This window comes from Neisseria sp. HMSC068C12, from assembly GCF_001814095.1.
GTDB classification, from domain to species: Bacteria; Pseudomonadota; Gammaproteobacteria; order Burkholderiales; family Neisseriaceae; genus Neisseria; species Neisseria perflava.
The window spans coordinates 241,245-262,291 of sequence record NZ_KV814812.1; the positions used below are offsets into that span (position 1 = coordinate 241,245).

Annotated in this window: 21 protein-coding genes and 1 tRNA gene; 12 read left to right on the top strand and 10 right to left on the bottom strand. The window is 48.4% G+C overall.

The genetic code is table 11. The annotated features are described in order from the left end of the window. The first annotated feature begins 72 nt into the window (after window positions 1-72). Entirely contained in the window at window positions 73-801 is a 729-nt protein-coding gene (locus HMPREF2952_RS05570) for a YebC/PmpR family DNA-binding transcriptional regulator (protein WP_049329917.1), read from the top strand. Between the two features lie 60 nt (window positions 802-861). Here HMPREF2952_RS05570 and HMPREF2952_RS05575 read toward each other — a convergent pair whose 3' ends face one another. The 4 genes from HMPREF2952_RS05575 to tgt all read right to left on the bottom strand — a co-directional run bounded on the left by HMPREF2952_RS05575 (window position 862) and on the right by tgt (window position 4,289). Further along, window positions 862-1,353: a disulfide bond formation protein B gene (locus HMPREF2952_RS05575; protein WP_039864291.1), complete on the bottom strand. Its 492-nt coding sequence runs from the start codon at window positions 1,351-1,353 to the stop codon at window positions 862-864. Between the two features lie 205 nt (window positions 1,354-1,558). Beyond that, window positions 1,559-1,957: a c-type cytochrome gene (locus tag HMPREF2952_RS05580; RefSeq protein ID WP_070695358.1), complete on the bottom strand. Its 399-nt coding sequence runs from the start codon at window positions 1,955-1,957 to the stop codon at window positions 1,559-1,561. Between the two features lie 120 nt (window positions 1,958-2,077). After that, window positions 2,078-3,088 (bottom strand): ferrochelatase, encoded by a 1,011-nt coding sequence (hemH, locus tag HMPREF2952_RS05585; RefSeq protein ID WP_063076397.1) that lies wholly within the window; start codon window positions 3,086-3,088, stop codon window positions 2,078-2,080. A gap of 85 nt (window positions 3,089-3,173) precedes the next feature. Next, window positions 3,174-4,289, bottom strand: coding sequence for a tRNA guanosine(34) transglycosylase Tgt (tgt, locus tag HMPREF2952_RS05590; protein ID WP_003745960.1), 1,116 nt, complete (start codon window positions 4,287-4,289; stop codon window positions 3,174-3,176). Between the two features lie 238 nt (window positions 4,290-4,527). Here tgt and HMPREF2952_RS05595 point away from each other — a divergent pair. The 11 genes from HMPREF2952_RS05595 to accD all read left to right on the top strand — a co-directional run bounded on the left by HMPREF2952_RS05595 (window position 4,528) and on the right by accD (window position 14,329). Further along, window positions 4,528-4,604: transfer RNA gene (locus tag HMPREF2952_RS05595), tRNA-Val, on the top strand. A 52-nt stretch (window positions 4,605-4,656) separates the two neighbouring features. Continuing rightward, on the top strand, window positions 4,657-6,570 hold the full coding sequence (thrS, locus tag HMPREF2952_RS05600; RefSeq protein ID WP_049335607.1) for a threonine--tRNA ligase: 1,914 nt from the start codon (window positions 4,657-4,659) through the stop codon (window positions 6,568-6,570). Window positions 6,571-6,587: 17 nt separating this feature from the next. Continuing rightward, the gene (gene infC / locus HMPREF2952_RS05605) at window positions 6,588-7,109 is read left to right on the top strand and encodes a translation initiation factor IF-3 (protein ID WP_079453677.1); all 522 of its coding nucleotides are present in this window, start codon (window positions 6,588-6,590) and stop codon (window positions 7,107-7,109) included. Between the two features lie 143 nt (window positions 7,110-7,252). After that, complete coding sequence (gene rpmI, locus HMPREF2952_RS05610) at window positions 7,253-7,450, top strand: 50S ribosomal protein L35 (protein ID WP_003675505.1); 198 nt, start codon at window positions 7,253-7,255, stop codon at window positions 7,448-7,450. A gap of 12 nt (window positions 7,451-7,462) precedes the next feature. Further along, window positions 7,463-7,822 carry a 50S ribosomal protein L20 gene (rplT, locus tag HMPREF2952_RS05615; protein ID WP_003675502.1) on the top strand — a complete coding sequence of 120 codons (360 nt, stop codon included), beginning with the start codon at window positions 7,463-7,465 and terminating at the stop codon, window positions 7,820-7,822. A 248-nt stretch (window positions 7,823-8,070) separates the two neighbouring features. Next, on the top strand, window positions 8,071-9,060 hold the full coding sequence (gene pheS, locus HMPREF2952_RS05620; protein ID WP_049335524.1) for a phenylalanine--tRNA ligase subunit alpha: 990 nt from the start codon (window positions 8,071-8,073) through the stop codon (window positions 9,058-9,060). 103 nt (window positions 9,061-9,163) lie between these two features. Next, the gene (pheT, locus tag HMPREF2952_RS05625; protein ID WP_049335526.1) at window positions 9,164-11,527 is read left to right on the top strand and encodes a phenylalanine--tRNA ligase subunit beta; all 2,364 of its coding nucleotides are present in this window, start codon (window positions 9,164-9,166) and stop codon (window positions 11,525-11,527) included. Window positions 11,528-11,641: 114 nt separating this feature from the next. Continuing rightward, a complete protein-coding gene (locus tag HMPREF2952_RS05630) occupies window positions 11,642-11,944 on the top strand; it encodes an integration host factor subunit alpha (RefSeq protein WP_003680933.1) in 303 nt (100 codons plus the stop codon). Continuing rightward, window positions 11,928-12,275, top strand: coding sequence for a hypothetical protein (locus HMPREF2952_RS05635; RefSeq protein ID WP_004519475.1), 348 nt, complete (start codon window positions 11,928-11,930; stop codon window positions 12,273-12,275). The genes HMPREF2952_RS05630 and HMPREF2952_RS05635 overlap by 17 nt, the downstream gene beginning before the upstream one ends. A gap of 326 nt (window positions 12,276-12,601) precedes the next feature. Next, a complete protein-coding gene (gene trpA / locus HMPREF2952_RS05640; RefSeq protein WP_049335528.1) occupies window positions 12,602-13,387 on the top strand; it encodes a tryptophan synthase subunit alpha in 786 nt (261 codons plus the stop codon). Between the two features lie 75 nt (window positions 13,388-13,462). After that, entirely contained in the window at window positions 13,463-14,329 is an 867-nt protein-coding gene (gene accD, locus HMPREF2952_RS05645; protein WP_049331298.1) for an acetyl-CoA carboxylase, carboxyltransferase subunit beta, read from the top strand. A 63-nt stretch (window positions 14,330-14,392) separates the two neighbouring features. On the opposite strand, the gene HMPREF2952_RS05650 is transcribed toward accD, so the two are convergent. From HMPREF2952_RS05650 to HMPREF2952_RS05675, 6 genes are all read right to left on the bottom strand, one after another. Then, window positions 14,393-14,839, bottom strand: a complete 447-nt coding sequence (locus HMPREF2952_RS05650) for a GatB/YqeY domain-containing protein (protein ID WP_049344106.1) — start codon at window positions 14,837-14,839, stop codon at window positions 14,393-14,395. 102 nt (window positions 14,840-14,941) lie between these two features. Next, a complete protein-coding gene (gene rpsU, locus HMPREF2952_RS05655) occupies window positions 14,942-15,154 on the bottom strand; it encodes a 30S ribosomal protein S21 (RefSeq protein ID WP_003680926.1) in 213 nt (70 codons plus the stop codon). 277 nt (window positions 15,155-15,431) lie between these two features. Beyond that, entirely contained in the window at window positions 15,432-17,279 is a 1,848-nt protein-coding gene (locus HMPREF2952_RS05660) for a lytic transglycosylase domain-containing protein (RefSeq protein WP_049335531.1), read from the bottom strand. A gap of 178 nt (window positions 17,280-17,457) precedes the next feature. Next, window positions 17,458-17,925, bottom strand: coding sequence for an FxsA family protein (locus HMPREF2952_RS05665; protein ID WP_049335533.1), 468 nt, complete (start codon window positions 17,923-17,925; stop codon window positions 17,458-17,460). Window positions 17,926-18,092: 167 nt separating this feature from the next. Further along, complete coding sequence (locus HMPREF2952_RS05670) at window positions 18,093-19,610, bottom strand: polyamine aminopropyltransferase (protein ID WP_293203795.1); 1,518 nt, start codon at window positions 19,608-19,610, stop codon at window positions 18,093-18,095. A 124-nt stretch (window positions 19,611-19,734) separates the two neighbouring features. Then, window positions 19,735-20,808, bottom strand: coding sequence for a porin (locus HMPREF2952_RS05675; protein WP_004519484.1), 1,074 nt, complete (start codon window positions 20,806-20,808; stop codon window positions 19,735-19,737). Window positions 20,809-21,047 lie beyond the last annotated feature (239 nt).

Below are 21,047 nucleotides of genomic sequence, written 5' to 3' on the forward strand. Positions count from 1 at the left end.
TTATGATAAAATGCACGCCTTACAAATGAAGCAAATTCCGCCTCAGCGCGTGAAAAAACGAAAGGAATCAACATGGCAGGCCATAGTAAGTGGGCAAATATCCAACACAAAAAAGCCCGACAAGATGCCAAACGCGGCAAAATCTTCACCCGTCTGATTAAAGAAATTACCGTTGCTGCCCGCATGGGCGGCGGCGATCCCGGCGCGAACCCGCGCCTGCGCCTGGCTTTGGAAAAAGCCGCTGAAAACAATATGCCTAAAGACAACGTGCAACGTGCCATCGACAAAGGTACGGGCAATCTGGAAGGCGTGGAATACATCGAGTTGCGTTACGAAGGCTACGGCATCGGCGGCGCGGCTTTGATGGTGGACTGTCTGACCGACAACAAAACCCGTACCGTTGCCGATGTGCGCCATGCGTTCACTAAAAACGGCGGTAACTTGGGTACCGACGGCTGCGTAGCGTTCAACTTCGTTCATCAAGGCTATTTGGTGTTTGAACCGGGCGTTGACGAAGATGCGCTGATGGAAGCAGCTTTGGAAGCCGGTGCGGAAGACGTCATCACCAACGACGACGGTTCCATCGAAGTGATTACCGCGCCGAACGACTGGGCCGGTGTGAAATCGGCTTTGGAAGCCGCAGGCTACAAATCTGTTGACGGCGACGTTACCATGCGCGCCCAAAACGAAACTGAATTGAGCGGCGAAGATGCGGTTAAGATGCAAAAACTGATTGACGCATTGGAAGATTTGGACGACGTACAAGACGTTTACACTTCTGCCGTGTTGAATCTGGACTAAACAGTTTAAAGAACAAAAGGCCGTCTGAAATTTCAGACGGCCTTTTTATATCGAAACCAATCAGATTTTTCTGGTTTTCAACCAAGCCCAAAGCAGCAGCAATACCACGAAGCTGAAATACAAAATACTCCACACCGGTAGGGCGACGCCGAATAGATAGTCCGGCTCGGCGCAGTTGCCAAAGCCGCGGACGATAGGTTCAAACCAATCGAACAAAGGCCAGTCGCGCAGGCGGAAGGTCCAAGGTGCGCCGCAAGAAGGGGCGGTGCCGGGCGGCAGGCTTTGCAGCCAAATTTGATAGGCGGCGACACCGGCGCCGTAAACGGCCGGGGCGGCAATCAACAATGCCGAGAGTGAGCGGGCAAATTTGGAAGATTGCGAGCTGAATGCCGTAACAATGGCCAACAGCCCGACTGCCAATACGCACAAGCGTTGCAGGATACACAATACGCACGGGTTCATGCCCAAAACGTATTGGGAAATAAATGAGCCGCAGGCGGCAAATATGGAGAGGACGACTAGAAATAAAACAGTCTTGCGGAAAAAGTTCATGACATAAAACCTTTCAGACGGCCTGGACGCAAAACAGCCGCTAAATAATGTTTACTTTAACACAAAACGCATATGCTTTTTTTGATTTGACGGTTTTTTGCGTATGTTTGTTGATGTTGCGTAACCATAAATATGGAAATAAGAATGTGTTCCATATCGAAAAGGCCGTCTGAAATGTTCAGACGGCCCTTAGGGGAGAGACGTTTTATTTTTTCCCGTGAGATTTTTTGACATCTGCTTCAGTAATTGTACCGCCGCCATTATTGAAGGCGTTCATGATGTAAGTGGCAACGGCGGCAACATCGGCATCATTGATGGCAGTAGAAGGCATAAAGCCGTTGTAGGATTTGCCGTTTACTTTAATCGGGCCGTTGATGCCTTTGGTCATGCTTTGCAACAGCACTTGCGGTTTTTTATTGATATAGTCGGACTGGAATAAAGGCGGGAACATGGCACCCCGGCCTTCACCTTTTTTGCCGTGGCAGGCGGCGCAGTTGGTTTCGTAAATCTTTTGTCCTTTGCTCATCAGTGTGGCATCGGCGGCAAAAGCGGTTGGGATGCTGAGTGCGGTCAGAAGGAGCAGGATAGTGCGGAGTGCAGTCATGATGTGTTCCTTTTTGAGTAGTATTTTTGATGGCTACACGCTTGGTTTGCGTTTTAATAGCTTGATGATAACGCTAAAGGCCGTCTGAAAGTGGATTTTTCAGACGGCCTTTGGTTTAGGTCAAATCCAGCCTTGCAGATTAGCCCGGCTTAATTGTGCAAGTGCGGCAATCCAGTCGGCGGAATCGTTGAGGCAGGGGATGTAACGGTATTCTTTGCCGCCTGCGGCGTGGAATTGTTCGCGTCCCATAATGGCGATTTCTTCCATGGTTTCGAGGCAGTCGGCCAGGAAGCCGGGGCAGAATACGTCGAGTTTGGTCGTGCCTTGTTTCGGCAGCTGATCAAACAGGGCTTGCGTGCTGGGCTTGATCCATTGGGATTTGCCAAACTGGCTTTGGAAAGAAACGATATATTCTTGTTCGGACAAGCCCAATGCTTGCGCCAACAGTTTGGCAGTATGGTGGCACTCGTCAGGATAGGGGTCGCCGTCGTCGTGATGCTTTTGCGGAATGCCGTGGAAACTCAACATCAGTTTTTCGCCGCGTCCGTTTTGGGCCCAATAGGCTTCAATATGCTGCTTCATGGCTTGAATATAGGCGGCATCGTCGTAATAACGGGAGACAGTGCGGACGCTCATTTGGTTGCGTTGCAGCAATAACTCTTGAAACACTTTATCCAAAGCCGCGCCAGTAGAAGAGCCGGCATATTGCGGATAGAGCGGGATGACCAGCAATTTGCCCACGCCTTGGGCTTTGAGTTCCGCCAAAACATCGGCAACGCTTGGATTGCCGTAAGTCATGGCATGACGGACGATGACATCGGGCAAATGTTTGGCTAGGGCTTCTGCTTGGCGGTGTGTGTAAACCTCAAGCGGCGAACCTTCTTTAAACCAAACTTTTTCATAGGCATGCGCGCTTTTTTTCGGGCGAAAAGTCAATACCAAGCCGCGCAATATCGGTTGCCATAAAAGTTTAGGCAGTTCGACAACGCGTTGATCGGACAGAAATTCTTTCAAGTAAGGCTTGACTGCGGCAGCCGTCGGCGCGTCAGGCGTGCCGAGGTTGAGCAGCAGGACGGCGGTGCGGTTTTGTGCGGTGTAGGCTAAGGGAGGTTCGGTATGGAAACGGGACATGATTGTGCTTTATTAATTAAGAATATTGAGGCCGTCTGAAAAGCAGTTTGAATTAAAACCTGATTTCAGACGACCTTTTAAAGGATTAATCCACACCGCGGGCGCGGTTTTCATGGAATTGCGCCTGCCAATCGGCAAATTTGCCTTGTTCGATGGCTTCGCGCATTTCTGCCATGATGACTTGGTAGAAGTGCAGATTGTGGATGGTGTTGAGCTGTGCGCCCAAGATTTCGCCGACACGGTGCAGATGGTGCAGGTAGGAGCGGCTGAAATTCTGACAGGCGTAGCAGGTGCAGCTTTCATCAATCGGACGCTTGTCGAGTTTGTGTTTGGCGTTTTTGATTTTCAAATCGCCAAAACGGGTAAACAGCCAGCCGTTACGCGCATTGCGGGTAGGCATGACGCAGTCGAACATATCCACGCCGTGTGCCACGCCGTACACCAAGTCTTCAGGCGTGCCGACGCCCATCAAATAATGTGGCTTGTGTTCCGGCAGGATAGGGCCGACGGCGCGCAACATGCGGTACATTTCGGGCTTAGGTTCGCCAACGGACAAGCCGCCGATGGCCAAGCCGGGGAAGTCGAGCTCTTCCAAACCTTTCAGCGATTCTTCACGCAAATCTTCATACATCGCGCCTTGTACAATGCCAAACAGCGCATTTGGGTTTTTCAGGTCTTCAAAAGCCTTTTTGCTTCGTTCCGCCCAGCGCAGGCTCATTTGCAGCGATTTTTGCGCTTGGCTGTGCGTTGCTTCTCCAGGGGTACATTCGTCTAACTGCATCACAATGTCGGAATTCAACACAGTTTGGATTTTCATCGACACTTCGGGCGAGAGGAACAGTTTGTCGCCGTTGATCGGGCTTTGGAAGGTACAGCCTTCTTCGGTCAGCTTGCGCATGTCGGACAACGAGAATACTTGGAAGCCGCCTGAGTCGGTCAAAATCGGCTTATCCCAACCGATAAATTCGTGCAGGCCGCCGAATTGTTCGATGACTTCCAAACCGGGGCGCAGCCACAGATGGTAAGTGTTGCCTAAGATGATTTGTGCTTTGATGTCATGCAGGTTTTGCGGGTTCATCGCTTTGACCGAACCATATGTGCCGACCGGCATAAATACAGGCGTTTCGATTTTGCCGTGGTTCAGTTCCAAAGTACCGCGTCGGGCATGACCGTCTTTTTTGTGTAAGGTAAATTTGAGCATAATAATAAGAGATTGGATGTTCGCGTGTGTGCGAAATGAAAGGGCAGATTATAAAGGATTTTTCGCTGGTTGACGGCTGGATTTTATCTTCTCTAAAACAATGCTTCAGACGGTCTGAATAATAGAAGAAATAAAACAATGAGGCATAAATCAAACAAAATTATCTAGGCCGTCTGAAAAGTATTTACAGATGCTTGCAAAAGGGAACACGCTTCGTTACAATAAGCGCCTTAGATGAAGGCACATAGCTCAGTTGGTTAGAGCACCACCTTGACATGGTGGGGGTCGTTGGTTCGAGTCCAATTGTGCCTACCAAATTTCCATAACGGCTTTATGCCGTTATTTTTTAATGTTTTGGAGCTTTCTGATGTTGAACATTACCTTGCCGGACGGTTCGGTCCGCCAATATGAATCACCCGTTACCGTGGCGCAAATTGCAGCGTCTATCGGTGCAGGTCTGGCAAAGGCAACGGTAGCGGGCAAGGTTAACGGTAAATTGGTGGATGCTTGCGATCCGATTACCGAAGATGCCCACGTTCAAATCATTACGCCTAAAGACAAAGAAGGTGTGGAAATTATCCGCCACTCCTGCGCGCACTTGGTCGGTCATGCGGTCAAGCAGCTCTACCCTGATGCCAAAATGGTTATCGGCCCGGTCATTGAAGACGGATTCTATTACGATATCGCAACTGAAAAACCATTTACGCCTGATGATGTGGCCGCCATCGAAGCGCGCATGAAAGAGTTGATTGCACAAGACTATGACGTCATTAAAGTGATGACGCCCCGTGCAGAAACCATCAAAATTTTCCAAGATCGCGGCGAAGAGTACAAATTGCGTCTGATTGAAGACATGCCTGAAGTGGAAGCAATGGGTATGTATCATCATCAGGAATACGTCGATATGTGCCGCGGTCCTCACGTTCCCAATACCCGTTTCTTGAAAAACTTCAAGCTGACCAAACTGGCAGGCGCATACTGGCGCGGCGACAGCAATAATGAAATGTTGCAACGTATTTACGGTACGGCTTGGGCAAGTAAAGACGAATTGAAAGCCTATATCCAACGCATCGAGGAAGCAGAAAAACGCGACCACCGTAAGCTGGGTAAACAATTGGATTTGTTCCACCTGCAAGATGAAGCGCCGGGTATGGTGTTCTGGCATCCTAAAGGCTGGGCTTTGTGGCAGGTGATTGAGCAGCATATGCGCAAAGAGTTGAATGCTGCCGGTTATAAAGAGGTGAAAACGCCTCAGATTATGGATAAAACCTTCTGGGGAAAATCTGGCCACTGGGAAAACTATAAAGACAATATGTTTGTGACCAGTTCGGAAAAACGCGAATACGCGGTTAAGCCGATGAACTGTCCGGGTCATGTACAAATTTTTAATAACGGCCTGCGCTCATATCGCGATTTACCAATGCGTTTGGCTGAGTTTGGTTCTTGCCATCGTAATGAACCAAGCGGTGCGTTACATGGTCTGATGCGTGTTCGCGGTTTTGTGCAAGATGATGCGCATATCTTCTGTACCGAAGATCAAATCGTTGATGAAGCACGCGCATTCAATGAATTGCTGGTTCGCATTTACAAACAATTCGGCTTCCATGATGTTGCCGTGAAGCTGTCACTCCGCCCTGAACAACGTGCAGGTTCTGACGAAGTTTGGGATAAAGCCGAACAAGGTCTGCGTGATGCATTGACCGCTTGCGGCGTAGAGTGGGAAGAGCTGCCTGGCGAAGGCGCATTCTACGGTCCTAAGATTGAGTATCATGTTAAAGATGCTTTGGGTCGTTCTTGGCAGTGTGGTACCCTGCAGTTGGACTTCGTATTGCCGGAGCGTTTGAATGCCGAATATGTAACTGAAAACAACGACCGTGCGCGTCCTGTAATGTTGCACCGTGCTATTTTGGGTTCATTGGAGCGCTTCATCGGTATTCTGATTGAAAACCATGCAGGCTCATTCCCATTGTGGCTTGCGCCGGTTCAAATGGTGATTATGAATATCACCGAGAACCAAACAGATTATTGTCGCGAAGTGGCTGCCAAATTGCAGGCTGCAGGCTTCCGTGTCGAATTGGATTTGCGTAACGAAAAAATCGGTTACAAAATCCGTGACAACAGCCAATACCGTTTCCCTTATCAAATCGTTGTCGGCGATAAAGAGAAACAAGAAAACAAAGTTGCGGTACGCCGCAAAGCAGAAGACTTGGGTTCTTTGAATGTCGATGATTTTATTGCGCAATTGCAGCAAGAAATCACTGACGCCCTCGTCAATCATTAATTTTTATAGGAGTATTCATCATCGCTCAAGAACGCGAAGCACGAATCAATGGTGAAATTACCGCCAAAGAAGTGCGATTAATCAGTGAGTCAGGCGATCAGCTTGGTGTCGTTTCAGTTCGTGAAGCTCTGGCTATGGCCGAAGAGCAAGATGTCGATTTGGTAGAAATTTCCCCGACTGCCAAACCGCCCGTATGCAAACTGATGGATTACGGTAAATACAAATACCAACAAGCCAAGAAGCGCGACGAAGCCAAGAAAAACCAAAAGCAGGTACAAATCAAGGAAATTAAATTCCGTCCGGGTACTGATGAAGGCGACTATCAAATCAAGATGCGCAACATCAACCGCTTCCTTGCCGATGGTGACAAAGTCAAAGTGACATTGCGTTTCCGCGGTCGTGAGATGGCCCACCAACAATTGGGCGCCCAACTGCTTGAACGCGTAAAAGAAGAGTTGGCTGAAGTGGCACAAATCGAGTCCTTCCCTAAAATGGAAGGCCGCCAAATGGTGATGATGATTGCGCCTAAGAAGAAATAAAGCTATAATGCAAGGCTTATTTCGATTGCCGCTCGGAATAAGGTTTAATTAGCGGCAAAAACCGTGGTATTTTGGGTTCCAAGTGTTTGAAATTTTATTTCAAAACCCCTTATACCTTATCTAATAACGAATGGAGTTTTCCAATGCCTAAAATGAAAACCAAGTCTAGCGCGAAAAAACGCTTTAAAGTACTGGGTAACGGTGGTGTAAAACGCGGTCATGCGTTCAAAAGTCACATCCTGACCAAAAAAACCACTAAAACTAAACGTCAATTGCGCGGCACCGCTATGGTGGATTCACGCGATTTGGCTTCTGTTGCTAAAATGTTGCCCTACGCTTAAGGAGTTTAGAATATGCCACGCGTAAAACGCGGTGTTACCGCTCGTGCTCGTCACCAAAAAGTCTTCGCGTTAGCCAAAGGCTACCGCGGTCGTCGTAAAAACGTTTACCGTGTTGCCAAACAAGCGGTAATGAAAGCCGGTCAATACGCATACCGTGACCGTCGCCAACGCAAACGTCAATTCCGTCAACTGTGGATCGTTCGTATCAACGCAGGTGCCCGTGAAAATGGTCTGTCTTACAGCAAATTCATGAACGGCCTGAAACGCGCTGCTATCGAAATCGACCGCAAAGTATTGGCTGATTTGGCTGTATTCGACAAAGCTGCATTTGCACAATTGGTTGAAAAAGCTAAAGCTGCTTTGGCTGCTTAATTCGATAAGATTATTTAAAAAGGAAGCGTATGCTTCCTTTTTTCTTTTCTTAAAGAAATCCTATGTAGTTGATTTTCTTTCTTTAAACTCTATTTTTTTATACTAATTTGCGATAAAATAGGCCTCTCTTATCAAACGGATTGGCCGCAGTAAGACAAAAGGCCGTCTGAACGGGTTTGCAATCAAATCCAACAGACGGCTTTGTTGTTTCAGACGGCCTGCCATCAACAAACAGACGATAAACCACCATGGAAAATGTAAACCGTATCGTTGCAGAAGGTATTGCCGCTATTGAAGCCGCGCAAGACTTCAATGCCTTAGAACAAATTAAAGCACGCTATCTTGGTAAAACCGGCGAATTGACCGGACTTTTGAAAACTTTGGGTCAAATGTCTCCTGAAGAGCGTAAAACCATAGGCGCGCACATCAACGAATGTAAAAATCAGTTTCAGACGGCATTTAATAGCAAACGCGATGCCCTGAATGAAGCCAAGCTGCAAGCTCAATTGGCTGCAGAGGCCTTGGATATTACTTTGCCGGGCCGTGCACAAGAACATGGCGGTTTGCATCCAGTTACTTTGACTTTGCAACGTGTGGTTGAGCTGTTTCACGGTATGGGTTTTGAAGTGGCGGACGGCCCTGAAATCGAAGACGATTTCCATAATTTCCAAGCCTTGAATATTCCTGCAAATCACCCAGCGCGTGCGATGCAAGATACTTTCTATGTTGAAAATGGCGACGTTTTGCGCACACACACTTCGCCTATTCAAATCCGCTATATGCTCGACAAAAAAGAGCCACCTATCCGCATTATTGCTCCCGGCCGCGTTTACCGCGTGGACAGTGATGCCACTCACTCGCCTATGTTCCATCAGGCCGAAGGTTTGTGGGTAGAAGAGGGTGTGACTTTTGCCGACTTGAAAGCAGTGTTCACTGACTTTATCCGTCGCTTCTTTGAACGCGATGACCTGCAAGTACGTTTCCGTCCGTCTTTCTTCCCGTTCACCGAGCCTTCTGCCGAAATCGACATCATGGGCGAAAACGGCAAATGGTTGGAAGTCGGCGGTTGCGGTATGGTACATCCTAACGTGTTGAAAAACGTCGATATCGACCCTGAAAAATATACCGGTTTCGCTTTCGGTATCGGTCTCGACCGCTTTGCCATGTTGCGCTACAACGTCAATGACTTGCGTTTATTCTTCGATAACGATTTGAACTTTTTGAAGCAGTTTAAATAAATTTCAGATGGTCTTTTGATAGTCCGTCTGAAAAGTGAATAGATATTACTGATTTCGTCTGATAAAAATTTGTTTCAGACGGCCTAATAGTAGAGAAAATAATATGCAATTTCCTTATTCATGGCTGAGAACCCAAGCCAATCCTGATCTTTCTGCCGATAAACTGGAACATCTTTTGACCATGGCCGGTTTGGAAGTGGAAGAAATCGATACTGCTGCCCCTGCTTTCAGTGGCGTGGTTGTTGCCGAAGTAAAATCCGTTGAAAAACACCCTGATGCAGACCGTTTGAACGTTACCCAAGTTGATGCCGGTACGGGCGAGTTGGTTCAGATTGTTTGTGGTGCGCCGAATGTCAAGCCGGGCATTAAAGTGCCGTGTTCGTTGCCAGGTGCCGTTTTGCCGGGCAATTTCAAAATTAAGCCGACTAAAATGCGTGGTGTGCCATCAAACGGTATGCTGTGTTCGACCAATGAACTGGGTTTGCCTGATGACGGTGTAGACGGCCTGCACATTCTGCCTGAAGATGCGCCTGTCGGTACCAATATCCGTGAATACTTGGATTTGGACGATACGCTGTTTACATTGAAAATTACGCCTAACCGCGCTGATTGCTTGAGTGTTAAGGGTATTGCGCGTGAGGTTTCTGCGTTGACTCAATGTGCGTTTACGCCTGTTGAAATTCAGACGGCCTCTATCGACAGTGAGAAAAAACAGGCTGTCCGTATTGATACACCGGCCGATTGCGGTCGTTTTATCAGCCGCATTATTGAAAATGTCAATGCGAAAGCGGCTACACCCGATTGGATGAAACAACGTTTGGAACGCAGCGGTATCCGCAGCATTTCCGCATTGGTGGACATTGGCAACTATGTGATGCTGGAAATCGGTCAGCCTATGCATGTTTTCGATGCTGACAAGCTGTCAGGCAGCTTGATTGTCCGCCGTGCTCAAAATGGTGAGACTTTGGCGTGTCTGAATGAGAAGACGGTTACTTTGGCGGACAATACACTGGTGGTCGCTGATGAAAAAGGTGCGTTGAGCTTGGCCGGCTTGATGGGCGGCGAGGCAAGCGCGGTTTCTGATGAGACGCAAAATATTGTGTTGGAAGCTGCTTGGTTTGCCCCGGAGATTATTGCAGGTAAATCCCGTCAATACGGTTTTGGTTCGGATTCTTCTTTCCGTTTTGAGCGTGGTGTGGATTGCCGCTTGCAAGCTGATGCCATTGAGCGTGCTACCGAATTGGTGTTGCAGATTTGTGGTGGCGCAGCCGGTGAAATGGTTGAAGCACAAGGCAAATTGCCCGAGGCAAAACAGGTCGAATTGCGTTTAGGCCGTCTGAAAACGGTATTGGGCGTTGAAGTCCCTGCCGATCAAGTCGAAATTATCTTGCAACACTTGGGTTTGAAGCCTGAGAAAACTGCAGAAGGCTTCCGTGTCACTTCTCCTAGCTTCCGTTTCGACATCGAAATCGAAGCCGATTTGATTGAAGAAATCGGCCGCGTTTACGGTTATGAAAATATTCCCGACGACTATACTTCAGGCCGTCTGAAAATGTTGGCTTTGCCTGAAACCAAACGTCCGCGTTTTGCGGTTTATAATGAAATGGCGGCTCGCGGTTACCGCGAAGTGGTCAGCTATGCGTTTGTGGATGAGCAATGGGAGCAAGACTTTGCTGCCAATACCAATCCTATCCGCCTGCAAAATCCGTTGGCGGCGCAGTATGCCGTCATGCGTTCTACGCTTATCGGCGGTTTGGTGGAAGTTTTGCAAAACAATTTGAACCGCAAGCAAAACCGAGTACGCGTGTTTGAGATTGCCCGCGTGTTCAGCAAAGATTCGGCTGATCAATTTGTTCAAAACGAACGTATCGGCGGTTTGTGGTATGGCTCCGTGCTGCCTGAGCAATGGGGCGAGAAAACACGCAACGTGGATTTCTACGATATGAAAGCTGATGTTGAGAGCCTTTTGAAAAGCAAGGAAGTATCCTTTGTTAAGACCGAACATCCGGCATTGCATCCTGGACGTGCTGCTAATATTGTTTCAGACGGCCGAGTAGTTGGTTTTGTTGGCGAGTTGCATCCGAAATGGCTGCAAAAATATGATTTGCCACAAGCGCCGCTGGTATTTGAAATCGATATGGATGCGGTATTGGGTCGTGAGAAAACCCGTTATCAATCCGTATCCAAGTTCCAACCTGCACGCCGAGATTTGGCATTTGTAATGCCTGAAGCTGTGACGCATGATGATTTGTTAAATGTCCTGAAAGCGGCGGCGAACAAGCTGGTTCAAGAAATCAGTGTGTTTGACGTTTACCGCGGTACGGGCGTGCCTGAAGGCATGAAGAGCGTTGCCGTCAAAATCATTTTGCAAGATATGGAAAACACGTTGACAGATGAGGTCATCGAGCCTTTGGTTGCGAAAATGATTAAAGCGGCAGCCGAAAAAGACGCACAGCTTCGCGCTTAAAATAAGATAAAAGTTGTCGCTAAAAATCACTAATAATATTTGATTTTTTGGTGAGGACTTGATTTTTAAAAGAATTTTGGTAATAATTGCACCAGTTTGAATGAAGGTAAACACATGACACTAACTAAAGCAGAATTGGCTGATATTTTGGTCGACAAAGTCAGCAACGTCACCAAGAATGATGCCAAAGAAATCGTCGAGCTCTTTTTTGAAGAAATCCGCAGCACTTTGGCGCGTGGTGAAGAAATTAAAATTTCCGGTTTCGGCAATTTCCAATTGCGCGACAAACCTCAACGCCCTGGCCGTAACCCTAAAACAGGCGAAGAAGTGCCGATTACCGCACGCCGTGTGGTAACTTTCCATGCCAGCCAAAAACTCAAAGGCATGGTGGAGCATTACTATGACAAACAACAATAATCCGGTTATTCCTGCCAAGCGTTATTTTACGTTGGATGAAATGTGCCAATTGGTGCAAATCAGTCCGGCTCAGTTTGCCCAATGGCAACATGAAAATAATGTTGTGATTGGATACGGTGGCGATCGATATACGCGCTCAGATGTTGTTAAGTTGTTGAAACTGAAAGATACGTTTGAACCGTATATCGATACGTTCAGCCGTGGCGCTTTGGATGCAAACGGCAATCCTGCCGCCAATGCGGAAGAAGTCCGTCATGGTCTGACGCAAATTTTGTCTGATTTGGAGCGTCATCTAGGTTCTGAACAACAAAACCATCATGTTGAGCTGTAATCGATAGGGAAACTCTGATCAAAAGTGCGAAAGCATACAAAGATTTGCATAATTGATTCTAATAAAGGCTGTTTGAATGATTTTCAGACGGCCTTTATTGTTTTATATTGCTTTCAAAATATCAGAATCTTGATTGCAAATGATTCTATGAAATAGCCGTAAATGTTATACTTAGCCTCTTGTTTGCCGATTGGGAAGAAACAGTCATTAGATAATGCGGATAAATGCCGCTTTTTCATGGCAGACTGAGGTTTTTAAAACAAATGTAACGGCAGAATAAACAGGCTGCCGGACAACATTCAAATCGATGAAATGGATAGCAGAAAATGAGCAGAATCCAACAAACTTTCTCAGTGCTCAATGGCGCAAAAGCACTGATTCCTTATATTACAGTGGGTGATCCCAACCTTGAGACAACCTTGGCATTGATGCATAGCCTGGTGGCTAATGGTGCTGATATTTTGGAACTGGGTGTGCCGTTTTCTGACCCGATGGCGGATGGCCCGACTATTCAACGTGCGGCTGAAAGGGCGTTGGCAAATCATGTTTCTTTGCACGACGTATTGGAAACAGTACGCTTGTTCCGTCAAACCAATGATAAAACGCCGGTTGTCTTGATGGGCTATTTGAACCCTGTACATAAAATGGGCTATCAGGCGTTTGCGCAAGCGGCTGCCGACGCGGGCGTGGATGGCGTATTGACTGTGGATTCTCCGGTAGAAACCATTACCCCGCTGCATGACTCATTGAAAGCGCAAGGTATTGATTGTATTTTCCTTATTGCGCCAACAACGACTGAGGAGCGTATTCAAACGATTGCCAAAGTAGCCGGCGGTTTTGTGTATTATGTATCGCTCAAAGGCGTGACCGGTGCGGCAAGTTTGGATACTGAAGAAGTTTCGCGTAAAATAGAGCTTTTGCGCAAATACATCGATATTCCGATTGGTGTCGGCTTCGGCATCAATAATGCGGAGAGTGCGCGTAAGATTGGTGCGGTAGCGGATGCCGTTATTGTCGGCAGCCGTATCGTCAAAGAGATTGAAAGCCACGCAGGTAGCGAGGCCGAAGCAGTAGGCGCGTTGGTTAAAGAGTTGAAAGACGCGATTCGCTAAATTTTTCCATTCCATTGTTTCAGACGGCCTTACGTTCAACTGGCCGTCTGAATTCTGAATTCCAAGGAGTCATTCATGAGCTGGCTAGATAAAATTCTTCCTCCGAAAATTAAAAACCGAAGCAGTTCGTCCAGCGTCCCTGAAGGCCTGTGGCACAAATGTCCGTCTTGTTCGGCAACGGTTTATTCAACCGAGTTGAAGCAAAACAGCGAAGTCTGCCCGAAATGTAATCACCACAATCCGCTTTCTGCGCGCGAACGTTTGAATCTACTTTTGGATGAAGAAGGCCGTGAAGAGATTGCAGCCAATATTAAACCGACCGACCCGCTGAAATTCAAAGACAGCAAAAAATATCCCGACCGCCTCGCGGCTGCGCGTAAAGCAACCGGTGAAGACGATGCATTGGTTGTTATGAAAGGCACCATGAACGGCCTGCCTGTCGTAGTGGCTGCGTTTGAATTCCGTTTTATCGGCGGCTCTATGGGTTCGGTCGTGGGTGAGCGTTTCGTTCAGGGTGTACGTCGTGCCGTTGCAGATAATTGTTCGTTTATTTGCGTGGCGGCTTCCGGTGGTGCGCGTATGCAGGAAGGGATTAACTCTTTGATGCAGATGACGAAGACCAGCGCGGCTTTGCATTTGCTGACTGAAAAACGTCTGCCGTTTATTTCCGTATTGACTGACCCGACCATGGGCGGCGTGTCTGCCAGCTTTGCCTTCTTGGGTGATGTGGTTTTAGCAGAACCGAATGCGCTGATTGGTTTTGCCGGTCCGCGCGTTATCGAGCAGACTGTACGCGAAACCTTGCCGGAAGGTTTCCAACGTGCAGAATTCTTGTTGGAGAAGGGGGCAATCGACCAAATCGTCGATCGCCGTTCCATGAAAAAACGTATCAGCGATTTGATTACTTTGTTGCGTCATGAAGGTAAAGTAACTGCTGCTTGATTGGCACAATAAGAAAGGCCGTCTGAAAATAATATTTCAGACGGCCTTTTTGATTATTGAGGATTAAGCAGTCAATGCGGCTTTTAAAATCTTGTTGACTTCACCCATGTCGGCTTTGCCGGCCAGGCGGGTTTTCAATACGCCCATGACTTTGCCCATATCTGCCATGCCTGATGCACCGGTTTCTGCAATGACTGCTTCAACAACAGTCTTGATTTCTTCTGCAGACATCATTTGCGGCAGGTAGCAGTTGAGGATTTCGATTTCCGCGTTTTCTTTGTCAGCCAAATCTTGACGACCGGCTTCGGTGTAGATTTTGGCGCTGTCTTTGCGCTGTTTTACCATTTTGGTCAGGATAGAGATGACTTTTGCGTCATCGGCTTCAGTGCGCTCATCTACTTCAAATTGTTTGATGGCGGCATTAATCAGGCGGATGGTGCTTAAAGACACTTGGTCTTTGGCACGCATGGCGGTTTTCATGTCTTCGGTTAATTGTGTTTTTAGGCTCATAATGTTCTCACTTTATATCAATAAAAAAGTGCCGTCTGAAAAATAAAACACACCGCAAAGCTGCCCTTGCGGTGTGTCGTTTATCACAGGGCAGGCCTGTAATTAGTACATTTTAGGAGGCAGTTGTTGGCTGCGCAGACGTTTTTGCAGACGTTTGGCTGCAGCAGCTTTTTTGCGTTTGCGTTCGGTAGTTGGTTTTTCGTACGCTTCACGGGCGCGCAACTCGGTCAACAGACCGGTTTTTTCTACGGCACGTTTGAAACGACGCATGGCAACTTCAAATGGTTCATTCTCTTTAACACGAATAGCAGGCATTTTATTTCCTTTAAATTTTGTTCAATCAAACCGTTTTAAGAAATAGAGGACGGTTTGTCATAATGGGGTAGTTGTTGTATCGCTGGTTTGCCTAGGGCAGGGCGGGATACGCGCCGTGATGTAAACATCACCTCCTAACAAGTCGGCTTTTGCCGTGCAAGTGACCTTTTCGGTCAGAAACAATCGGGCGATTATCTTATAAACCCGATAGTCTGTCAAGGTTGTAGGCCGTCTGAATGTTGGATTCTGTCTCACTTTTCAGACGGCCTATCGGGTATTAATAGCGGCCGGGAACCGTACCCATACGTTGTTTCAACGAAGTCTGCGGTTCGTTGAACAATGACGCGTAATAAGTCGCGTTGGTCATGACTTTTTTCACGTAGTCACGGGTTTCGGTGAATGGGATGGTCTCGGCGTAGATGGCGCCTTCCAAAGGAGAAGAAGCCTGCCAGTTGCGGGCGCGGCCGGGGCCGGCGTTGTAGCCTGCGGTGGCCATCACTTCGTTATTTTGCAGGCGGCGTTTGGCATCTGCCATGTACCAAGTACCCATGCGGATATTGCCGTCCATGGTGTAGAGTTCGCTGCTGCTCATACCGATTTTGCCGGCGATTTCGCGGGCGGTTGCAGGCATGACCTGCATCAGGCCTTGTGCGCCGACGCTGGATTGTGCGCCCATGACAAAGCGGCTTTCTTGGCGAATCAAACCGTAAACCCATGCCGGGTCAACGCCTGCCTGTGCGGCATAGCGGACGGTCAGGTCTTTAAACGGAGAGAGATAGCGCAGTTTGTAGTTGAGTTTGTGGTCGGTACGGTCTGCGCTGTTGATTGCCATGTCGTAGAACTGGTTGTCAAAAGCGACTTGTGCGGCAGTCAGCAGATTGTCTTCGTTGAAGTCGCGGGTGGCAAAACGCCATTCCGCCTGCGCCTGACGGCGCATTTTGGAATCGCCGTTGCTTTGGCTGTTTTTAAACAGAACCAATGCGCGTTTGATGGCCCCGTCTTCACTCATGCGGCGGACGTCTCTGGAATCGGCATCGGAAACATTGTTGCGCGTATTGATGCGGTGGCCCAGTTCTTCACCTGCCATTACGGCGTAGAAATTGCGGCCGGAAGCGGCGGCTTTTTCGTACATTTCTTTGGCTTGGCTGCTTTTGCCTTGTGCGGCAAAGCTGCGGCCCAGCCAATATTGCCATGTCGGGTCTTTTTGCAGTTTTTCAGGCATATGCTGAATCACGCTTGCCAATTCGTCCCAACGTTGCAGGCGCAAGGCGGCGCGTGCGTACCATTCCAATTGTTCGTCGGTCAATTGCTTGCGGTCGGAAACGCGGCCGTAGTAGCTTAAAGCAGTCGGCATGTTTTGGCTTTGAGCATGGTAGTGGCCCAATACGCCCCATGCGAAGCTGCGTTGTTCGCGGCTGAGGCCGGATTCCATGTCGGACAGGGTGGCAGCGGCAGAAGCAGACTTGCGTGCATCTTTGCCGATTACGCTCAACAGGCTGTATTCGGTCGCACCTTGCGCGCTACCTTCAAAGGGGCTGCCCAATGCGGCGGCGAGGTTGCGTGCATCTGTGGTTTGACTGTTGCTCAACAAGCCACGCACGCGACGCCATGCGTCGTTGGTGTTCAGACGGCCTGAAGCTGCCGCGCTTTCAACCAAGCGGGTACAACCGGCAGGCAGTTTGCCGGTAACGCGAACCAGCTCGGCGGCTTTACTGTAATTGCCGCTGCTCAAATCGGCATAACATTGCACTTCTTGGGCGACGCCAGCGGCGTTCAATTTACTGAATTCTTGACGGAACAAATCCCATTGGCCGCGCGCGCCCAAGGTTTTCAGCCATTCGTTGCGGACGTTTTCAGCCATTGCGCTGTCGCTGGCTTGGGATAAAAATTGTTGTACCCAAGCATCGTCACCGCGTTTGGCGGCATCGATGGCGCTTTGGTATTGGCTGTAATCGGACAGGACTTTGGATTCGCTGTCGGTGCGGCGTGAAGGAATAGAAGTGGATTTAGGCTGAACGACGGTTTCGGTTTTCGAAGCAGTCGGTGTGTTTTGGGTGGCGCACGCCGATAAAACAGCGGCGGTAATCAAGCTGAGGGAGAGAGGGAAAAGACGTTGAACGTTCATTAGATACCGTGTCGTTTTTAGAATCAAAATAGTTGCTTATTTTAAATGATTTATGCGGAATAACCGAATTACAAACCGATATTTACATTTTCAAAGCCAGGAAATGACTAAAGCCGTCTGAAATATGAAACACTTTTGAGGTATTCCTAATTCAGACGGCCTGTTATGAAGGAAGTCGTCAATCGGGTTTGTGTTCGATATATTCTTGCGGTTTGTCGGCTTTGCTGGTGCGTGTAACCGTATATTCGCCTTCGATAATGTCTTCATCATCTTTGGCAGAGCTGTAAGTCTGGCGGCTTTGGAAAGACTGCGTAGAAGAAACGGCCGCGTTGCCTTTAAACGGAATCAGCAAGAGTAGGGCAACGGCGGTTGAAATAAAACCGGGGCTGAGCAGGAAAACCGCGGCAGCAGTATAGCGAATCGGCCACAGCATCTGATAGAGGGAAATGTTTTGGCCGCTGCGGACGGCTGCGCCAGCGAGTAAAAGGCCAGAGATGCCGGTATGGCGCAGCATAAAGATACCGCTGATAAAGCTGAGAGCCATCACAAACAGCGTCCAACCACCGCCAAGCCAGTCGGCAACCCAGACGATGGACATGATTTCCAAAAAGATTAAAACCAAAAAACCGATTCCAAAATACTGCATAAGTGTTTGTTCCTTCATTCAACGGATAGTGTCGATTGTGTTCTATCTAGATAAAGATAAACCTTATTTTTTCAAGCAAATGCTGTGTGAAAAAGGGTAAACGGGCGATGAGGCCGTCTGAACGGAGATAAAAAGAAGGTAGATGTTCCAGACGGCCTTTAGATATTTTATCGCATCACATTGTTCCAATCACTTTCAAAATAACTGACGAGAATTTGGTTGTTCAAATAATTTGCTTCCACCTTGCGCCTTGCCATATCGGGCGGAAAACGGAACATTTCAGCGACGGTCTGGGCATTGAGATAGCGGGTGGGTACGTCGAATTTTTGCGGAATGGGGAAGTTTTGGTCAAACCCTGCCAACACAAATCCCCATTCGCCAAAGGAAGGGACGTAAACATGATAGGGCGCGGTATTCAATTTGGCCGCTTCGAGGGTGGCAACGACCGACCAGTAGGCGTTAGGGGCGAAATAAGGCGAAGTCGATTGCACAACAATCTTGCCTTGCGGCTCAAGATGGCGGGCAACGAGGCGGTACATGGGGACGGAGTAGAGTTTGCCCAGCGAGAAATTGGATGGGTCGGGTAGGTCGATGATGATAACGTCGAATTTTTCAGACGACCCTTCCAGCCATTTGGCGGCATCGTCGTTGACGACGTGCATTTTGGGATGGGACAGCGAGCCTTGGTTGAGTGCGCTCAAGGTGGCGGAGGTTCTAAAAGTGGCGGTCATGTCGGGGTCGAGATCGACCAAAGTAACATTTTTGACCTGCGGATATTTCAAGACTTCGCGTGCCGCCAATCCGTCACCGCCGCCGAGAATCAGGACGCGTTCGGCATTGGGAACCATCTGCATGGCAGGCAGGACGAGTGCTTCATGGTAACGGGCTTCGTCGCGTGAGGAGAATTGCAGGTTGCCGTTGATATAGAGGCGGGTGTCGTCTTTCCAGCGGGTCACGACCAGCCGTTGGTAGGGCGAATGGCTTTGATAGACAACGGGATCGCCGAAATAGCTTTGTTCGGCTTTGAATGAGATGCGGTCGGCGTAGGCGAAGGCGGCGGCGAGGACGGACAAGACAATCAGCGCGCGCAGGCGGATGGCGCGGTAGCGGGGTAGCTCGGCTTTGAATACGCGCGCGGTCAGGTAGGCAACGGCGGCGTTGAGGATGCCGAACAAAAGGGCGGAACGCGCCATGCCGAGTTTGGGTGCGAGGAGGAGCGGGAAGAGCAGGGAAACGGCGAGTGCGCCCAAGTAGTCGAAGGTCAATACTTTGGAAACGAGTTCTTTAAATTCCGCACCTTTTTGGTTTAACACGCGCATGACCAAAGGAATTTCCATGCCGACAACCATGCCGACAATCAGTACAAAAGCGTAGAGCAGGGTGCGGAACGGGGCGGCGGATAAACCGAAGGCCACAAATAATGCCAGTGCGGAAATACCGCCGATGATGCCGACCAGAAGTTCGATTTCGATAAAGCGGTGCAACACGTCTTTATCTTTGATGTATTGGGTCAGGTGGGCACCGATACCCATTGAAAACAGATAAAGCCCGATGACGGAGGAAAACTGCAAAATACTGTCGCCCAAAAGATAGCTTGCGAGCGCGGCGATGATGAGCTCATAAGCGAGGCCGCAGCTGGCGACGATAAAAACGGAGATGATGAGGGTGCGGTGGGCGTTCATGATGACGTTTTTGTTGCTTGAGTGTGGGCAATGTAATGATTTTTAAGGTGGGCTGCAAGTTTAATTATAGGATGTAGAAAAGGCCGTCTGAACAAATTGTTTCAGACGGCCTTTAATCTGTCAGGCATTAATAGCGGTGTTTGAATACCATGCCCACGGCGTAAGAAGATTTTTTCGGCAAATCTTCTTCGTATTTCGGATTGACGTTTTCTTTCAACCAGCCGGCGCCGAGTGTGGCAGTTGTCCGTTTGGAGAAGCTGTAATCGGTGCTGACGGCGACGTGTTTGTAGTCTTCGCCGATAGAGCTTTTACCGTAGGCAAAGCCGATTTGAGGTTTGAAATTGCCGATTTTATATGAACCCGACACCATAAATTCTTTGGTGTTGTTGATTTCTTTGTCTTCGTGTTTTATTTTTATACCATTCTTCTCCTCCTCCCATGGCCCCCAGCAGCTAAAGCCGTCGCAAGTATTTTTGGCGTATTGGAACGCGGCATCGACGGAGATTTTGTCTTTGCTGTATCCGGCCATGAATGCGTGGGCTTGGAAGTCTTTGGTTTCGGTCGGAGAGTCGTTGGGTGCGTATTCGGCAGCGTAGTGCGCGTTAAAGCCGTTGTTGGGGTGGTAGTAGTCCACACCCCAGCCGAAGACCCAGTCACCGTCACGTTTTTTGTCCGGATTCCAGTTGTTGTTATTGCGCGCGGCATTGGAACCGGGGGAAACGTTGAATTTGAATTGGAAGCCGTTTTTCCAAGGCGACTCATAAGCCATGGAAACACGGCGTTGGCCGAAGCGGGAAATTTTGCCGAACTCCAAAATCGGGCTGTTGGTGTCGAACGGGTTCAGATAAATGCTGTTCATGGGCGTACTGATGTAGCCCATTTTGACGGTGCCGAGGTTTTTGTAGCTGTTGAGCGCGACGTATGAGTCGGCAGTACCCCAGCCGCCCCAGCGGTCGGAATCGAAGTAAATAAAGGAGCCAAGTTGCCATTTCAGCCATAAGTCGTTGTTGAGTCGTACTTCATCGGAGAGATAAAGACTGGAACTTTTATCGGAAATGGTTGTAGAGGTTACACTGGTTTTATTGTTGTGTTCGACCTCGGTCATGATGTAGATGGTGCCGCTCATTTTAGGTTCGGCGTGGGCGGCGCTTATGGAAGAGCCTATGAGGGCAGTGGCAATAAAGTAAGATAACTTCTTCATTTGATTCTCCTTTTTATGTCTTTTTCTTGCTTATGGCGAAAGAGTTCGGATAATCTTATTTGACAAATCATAAAAAATCAATACATTTGTAACTTATCGTAGGATAAATTGAAAAATAGTTTTCAGTTACGTATTTTTGTGTTAATTTGCCGACAATCTTAGACGGCTATTATTATTTCGATGGAATATGTGGTTTAAAACACTATTTTCATGGTTTGAAATAGATGATTTAACTATGC

Bases quoted from the DNA above. Each gene is read 5' to 3' on its own strand.
- HMPREF2952_RS05630 (WP_003680933.1), top strand. From the start codon at position 11,642: ATGACACTAACTAAAGCAGAATTGGCTGATATTTTGGTCGACAAAGTC.
- tgt (WP_003745960.1), bottom strand. From the start codon at position 4,289: ATGCTCAAATTTACCTTACACAAAAAAGACGGTCATGCCCGACGCGGT.
- HMPREF2952_RS05570 (WP_049329917.1), top strand. From the start codon at position 73: ATGGCAGGCCATAGTAAGTGGGCAAATATCCAACACAAAAAAGCCCGA.
- rpsU (WP_003680926.1), bottom strand. From the start codon at position 15,154: ATGCCTGCTATTCGTGTTAAAGAGAATGAACCATTTGAAGTTGCCATG.
- HMPREF2952_RS05580 (WP_070695358.1), bottom strand. From the start codon at position 1,957: ATGACTGCACTCCGCACTATCCTGCTCCTTCTGACCGCACTCAGCATC.
- HMPREF2952_RS05665 (WP_049335533.1), bottom strand. From the start codon at position 17,925: ATGCAGTATTTTGGAATCGGTTTTTTGGTTTTAATCTTTTTGGAAATC.
- rpmI (WP_003675505.1), top strand. From the start codon at position 7,253: ATGCCTAAAATGAAAACCAAGTCTAGCGCGAAAAAACGCTTTAAAGTA.
- HMPREF2952_RS05650 (WP_049344106.1), bottom strand. From the start codon at position 14,839: ATGAGCCTAAAAACACAATTAACCGAAGACATGAAAACCGCCATGCGT.
- accD (WP_049331298.1), top strand. From the start codon at position 13,463: ATGAGCTGGCTAGATAAAATTCTTCCTCCGAAAATTAAAAACCGAAGC.
- HMPREF2952_RS05675 (WP_004519484.1), bottom strand. From the start codon at position 20,808: ATGAAGAAGTTATCTTACTTTATTGCCACTGCCCTCATAGGCTCTTCC.
- pheS (WP_049335524.1), top strand. From the start codon at position 8,071: ATGGAAAATGTAAACCGTATCGTTGCAGAAGGTATTGCCGCTATTGAA.
- thrS (WP_049335607.1), top strand. From the start codon at position 4,657: ATGTTGAACATTACCTTGCCGGACGGTTCGGTCCGCCAATATGAATCA.
- HMPREF2952_RS05635 (WP_004519475.1), top strand. From the start codon at position 11,928: ATGACAAACAACAATAATCCGGTTATTCCTGCCAAGCGTTATTTTACG.
- pheT (WP_049335526.1), top strand. From the start codon at position 9,164: ATGCAATTTCCTTATTCATGGCTGAGAACCCAAGCCAATCCTGATCTT.
- HMPREF2952_RS05575 (WP_039864291.1), bottom strand. From the start codon at position 1,353: ATGAACTTTTTCCGCAAGACTGTTTTATTTCTAGTCGTCCTCTCCATA.
- rplT (WP_003675502.1), top strand. From the start codon at position 7,463: ATGCCACGCGTAAAACGCGGTGTTACCGCTCGTGCTCGTCACCAAAAA.
- hemH (WP_063076397.1), bottom strand. From the start codon at position 3,088: ATGTCCCGTTTCCATACCGAACCTCCCTTAGCCTACACCGCACAAAAC.
- trpA (WP_049335528.1), top strand. From the start codon at position 12,602: ATGAGCAGAATCCAACAAACTTTCTCAGTGCTCAATGGCGCAAAAGCA.
- HMPREF2952_RS05660 (WP_049335531.1), bottom strand. From the start codon at position 17,279: ATGAACGTTCAACGTCTTTTCCCTCTCTCCCTCAGCTTGATTACCGCC.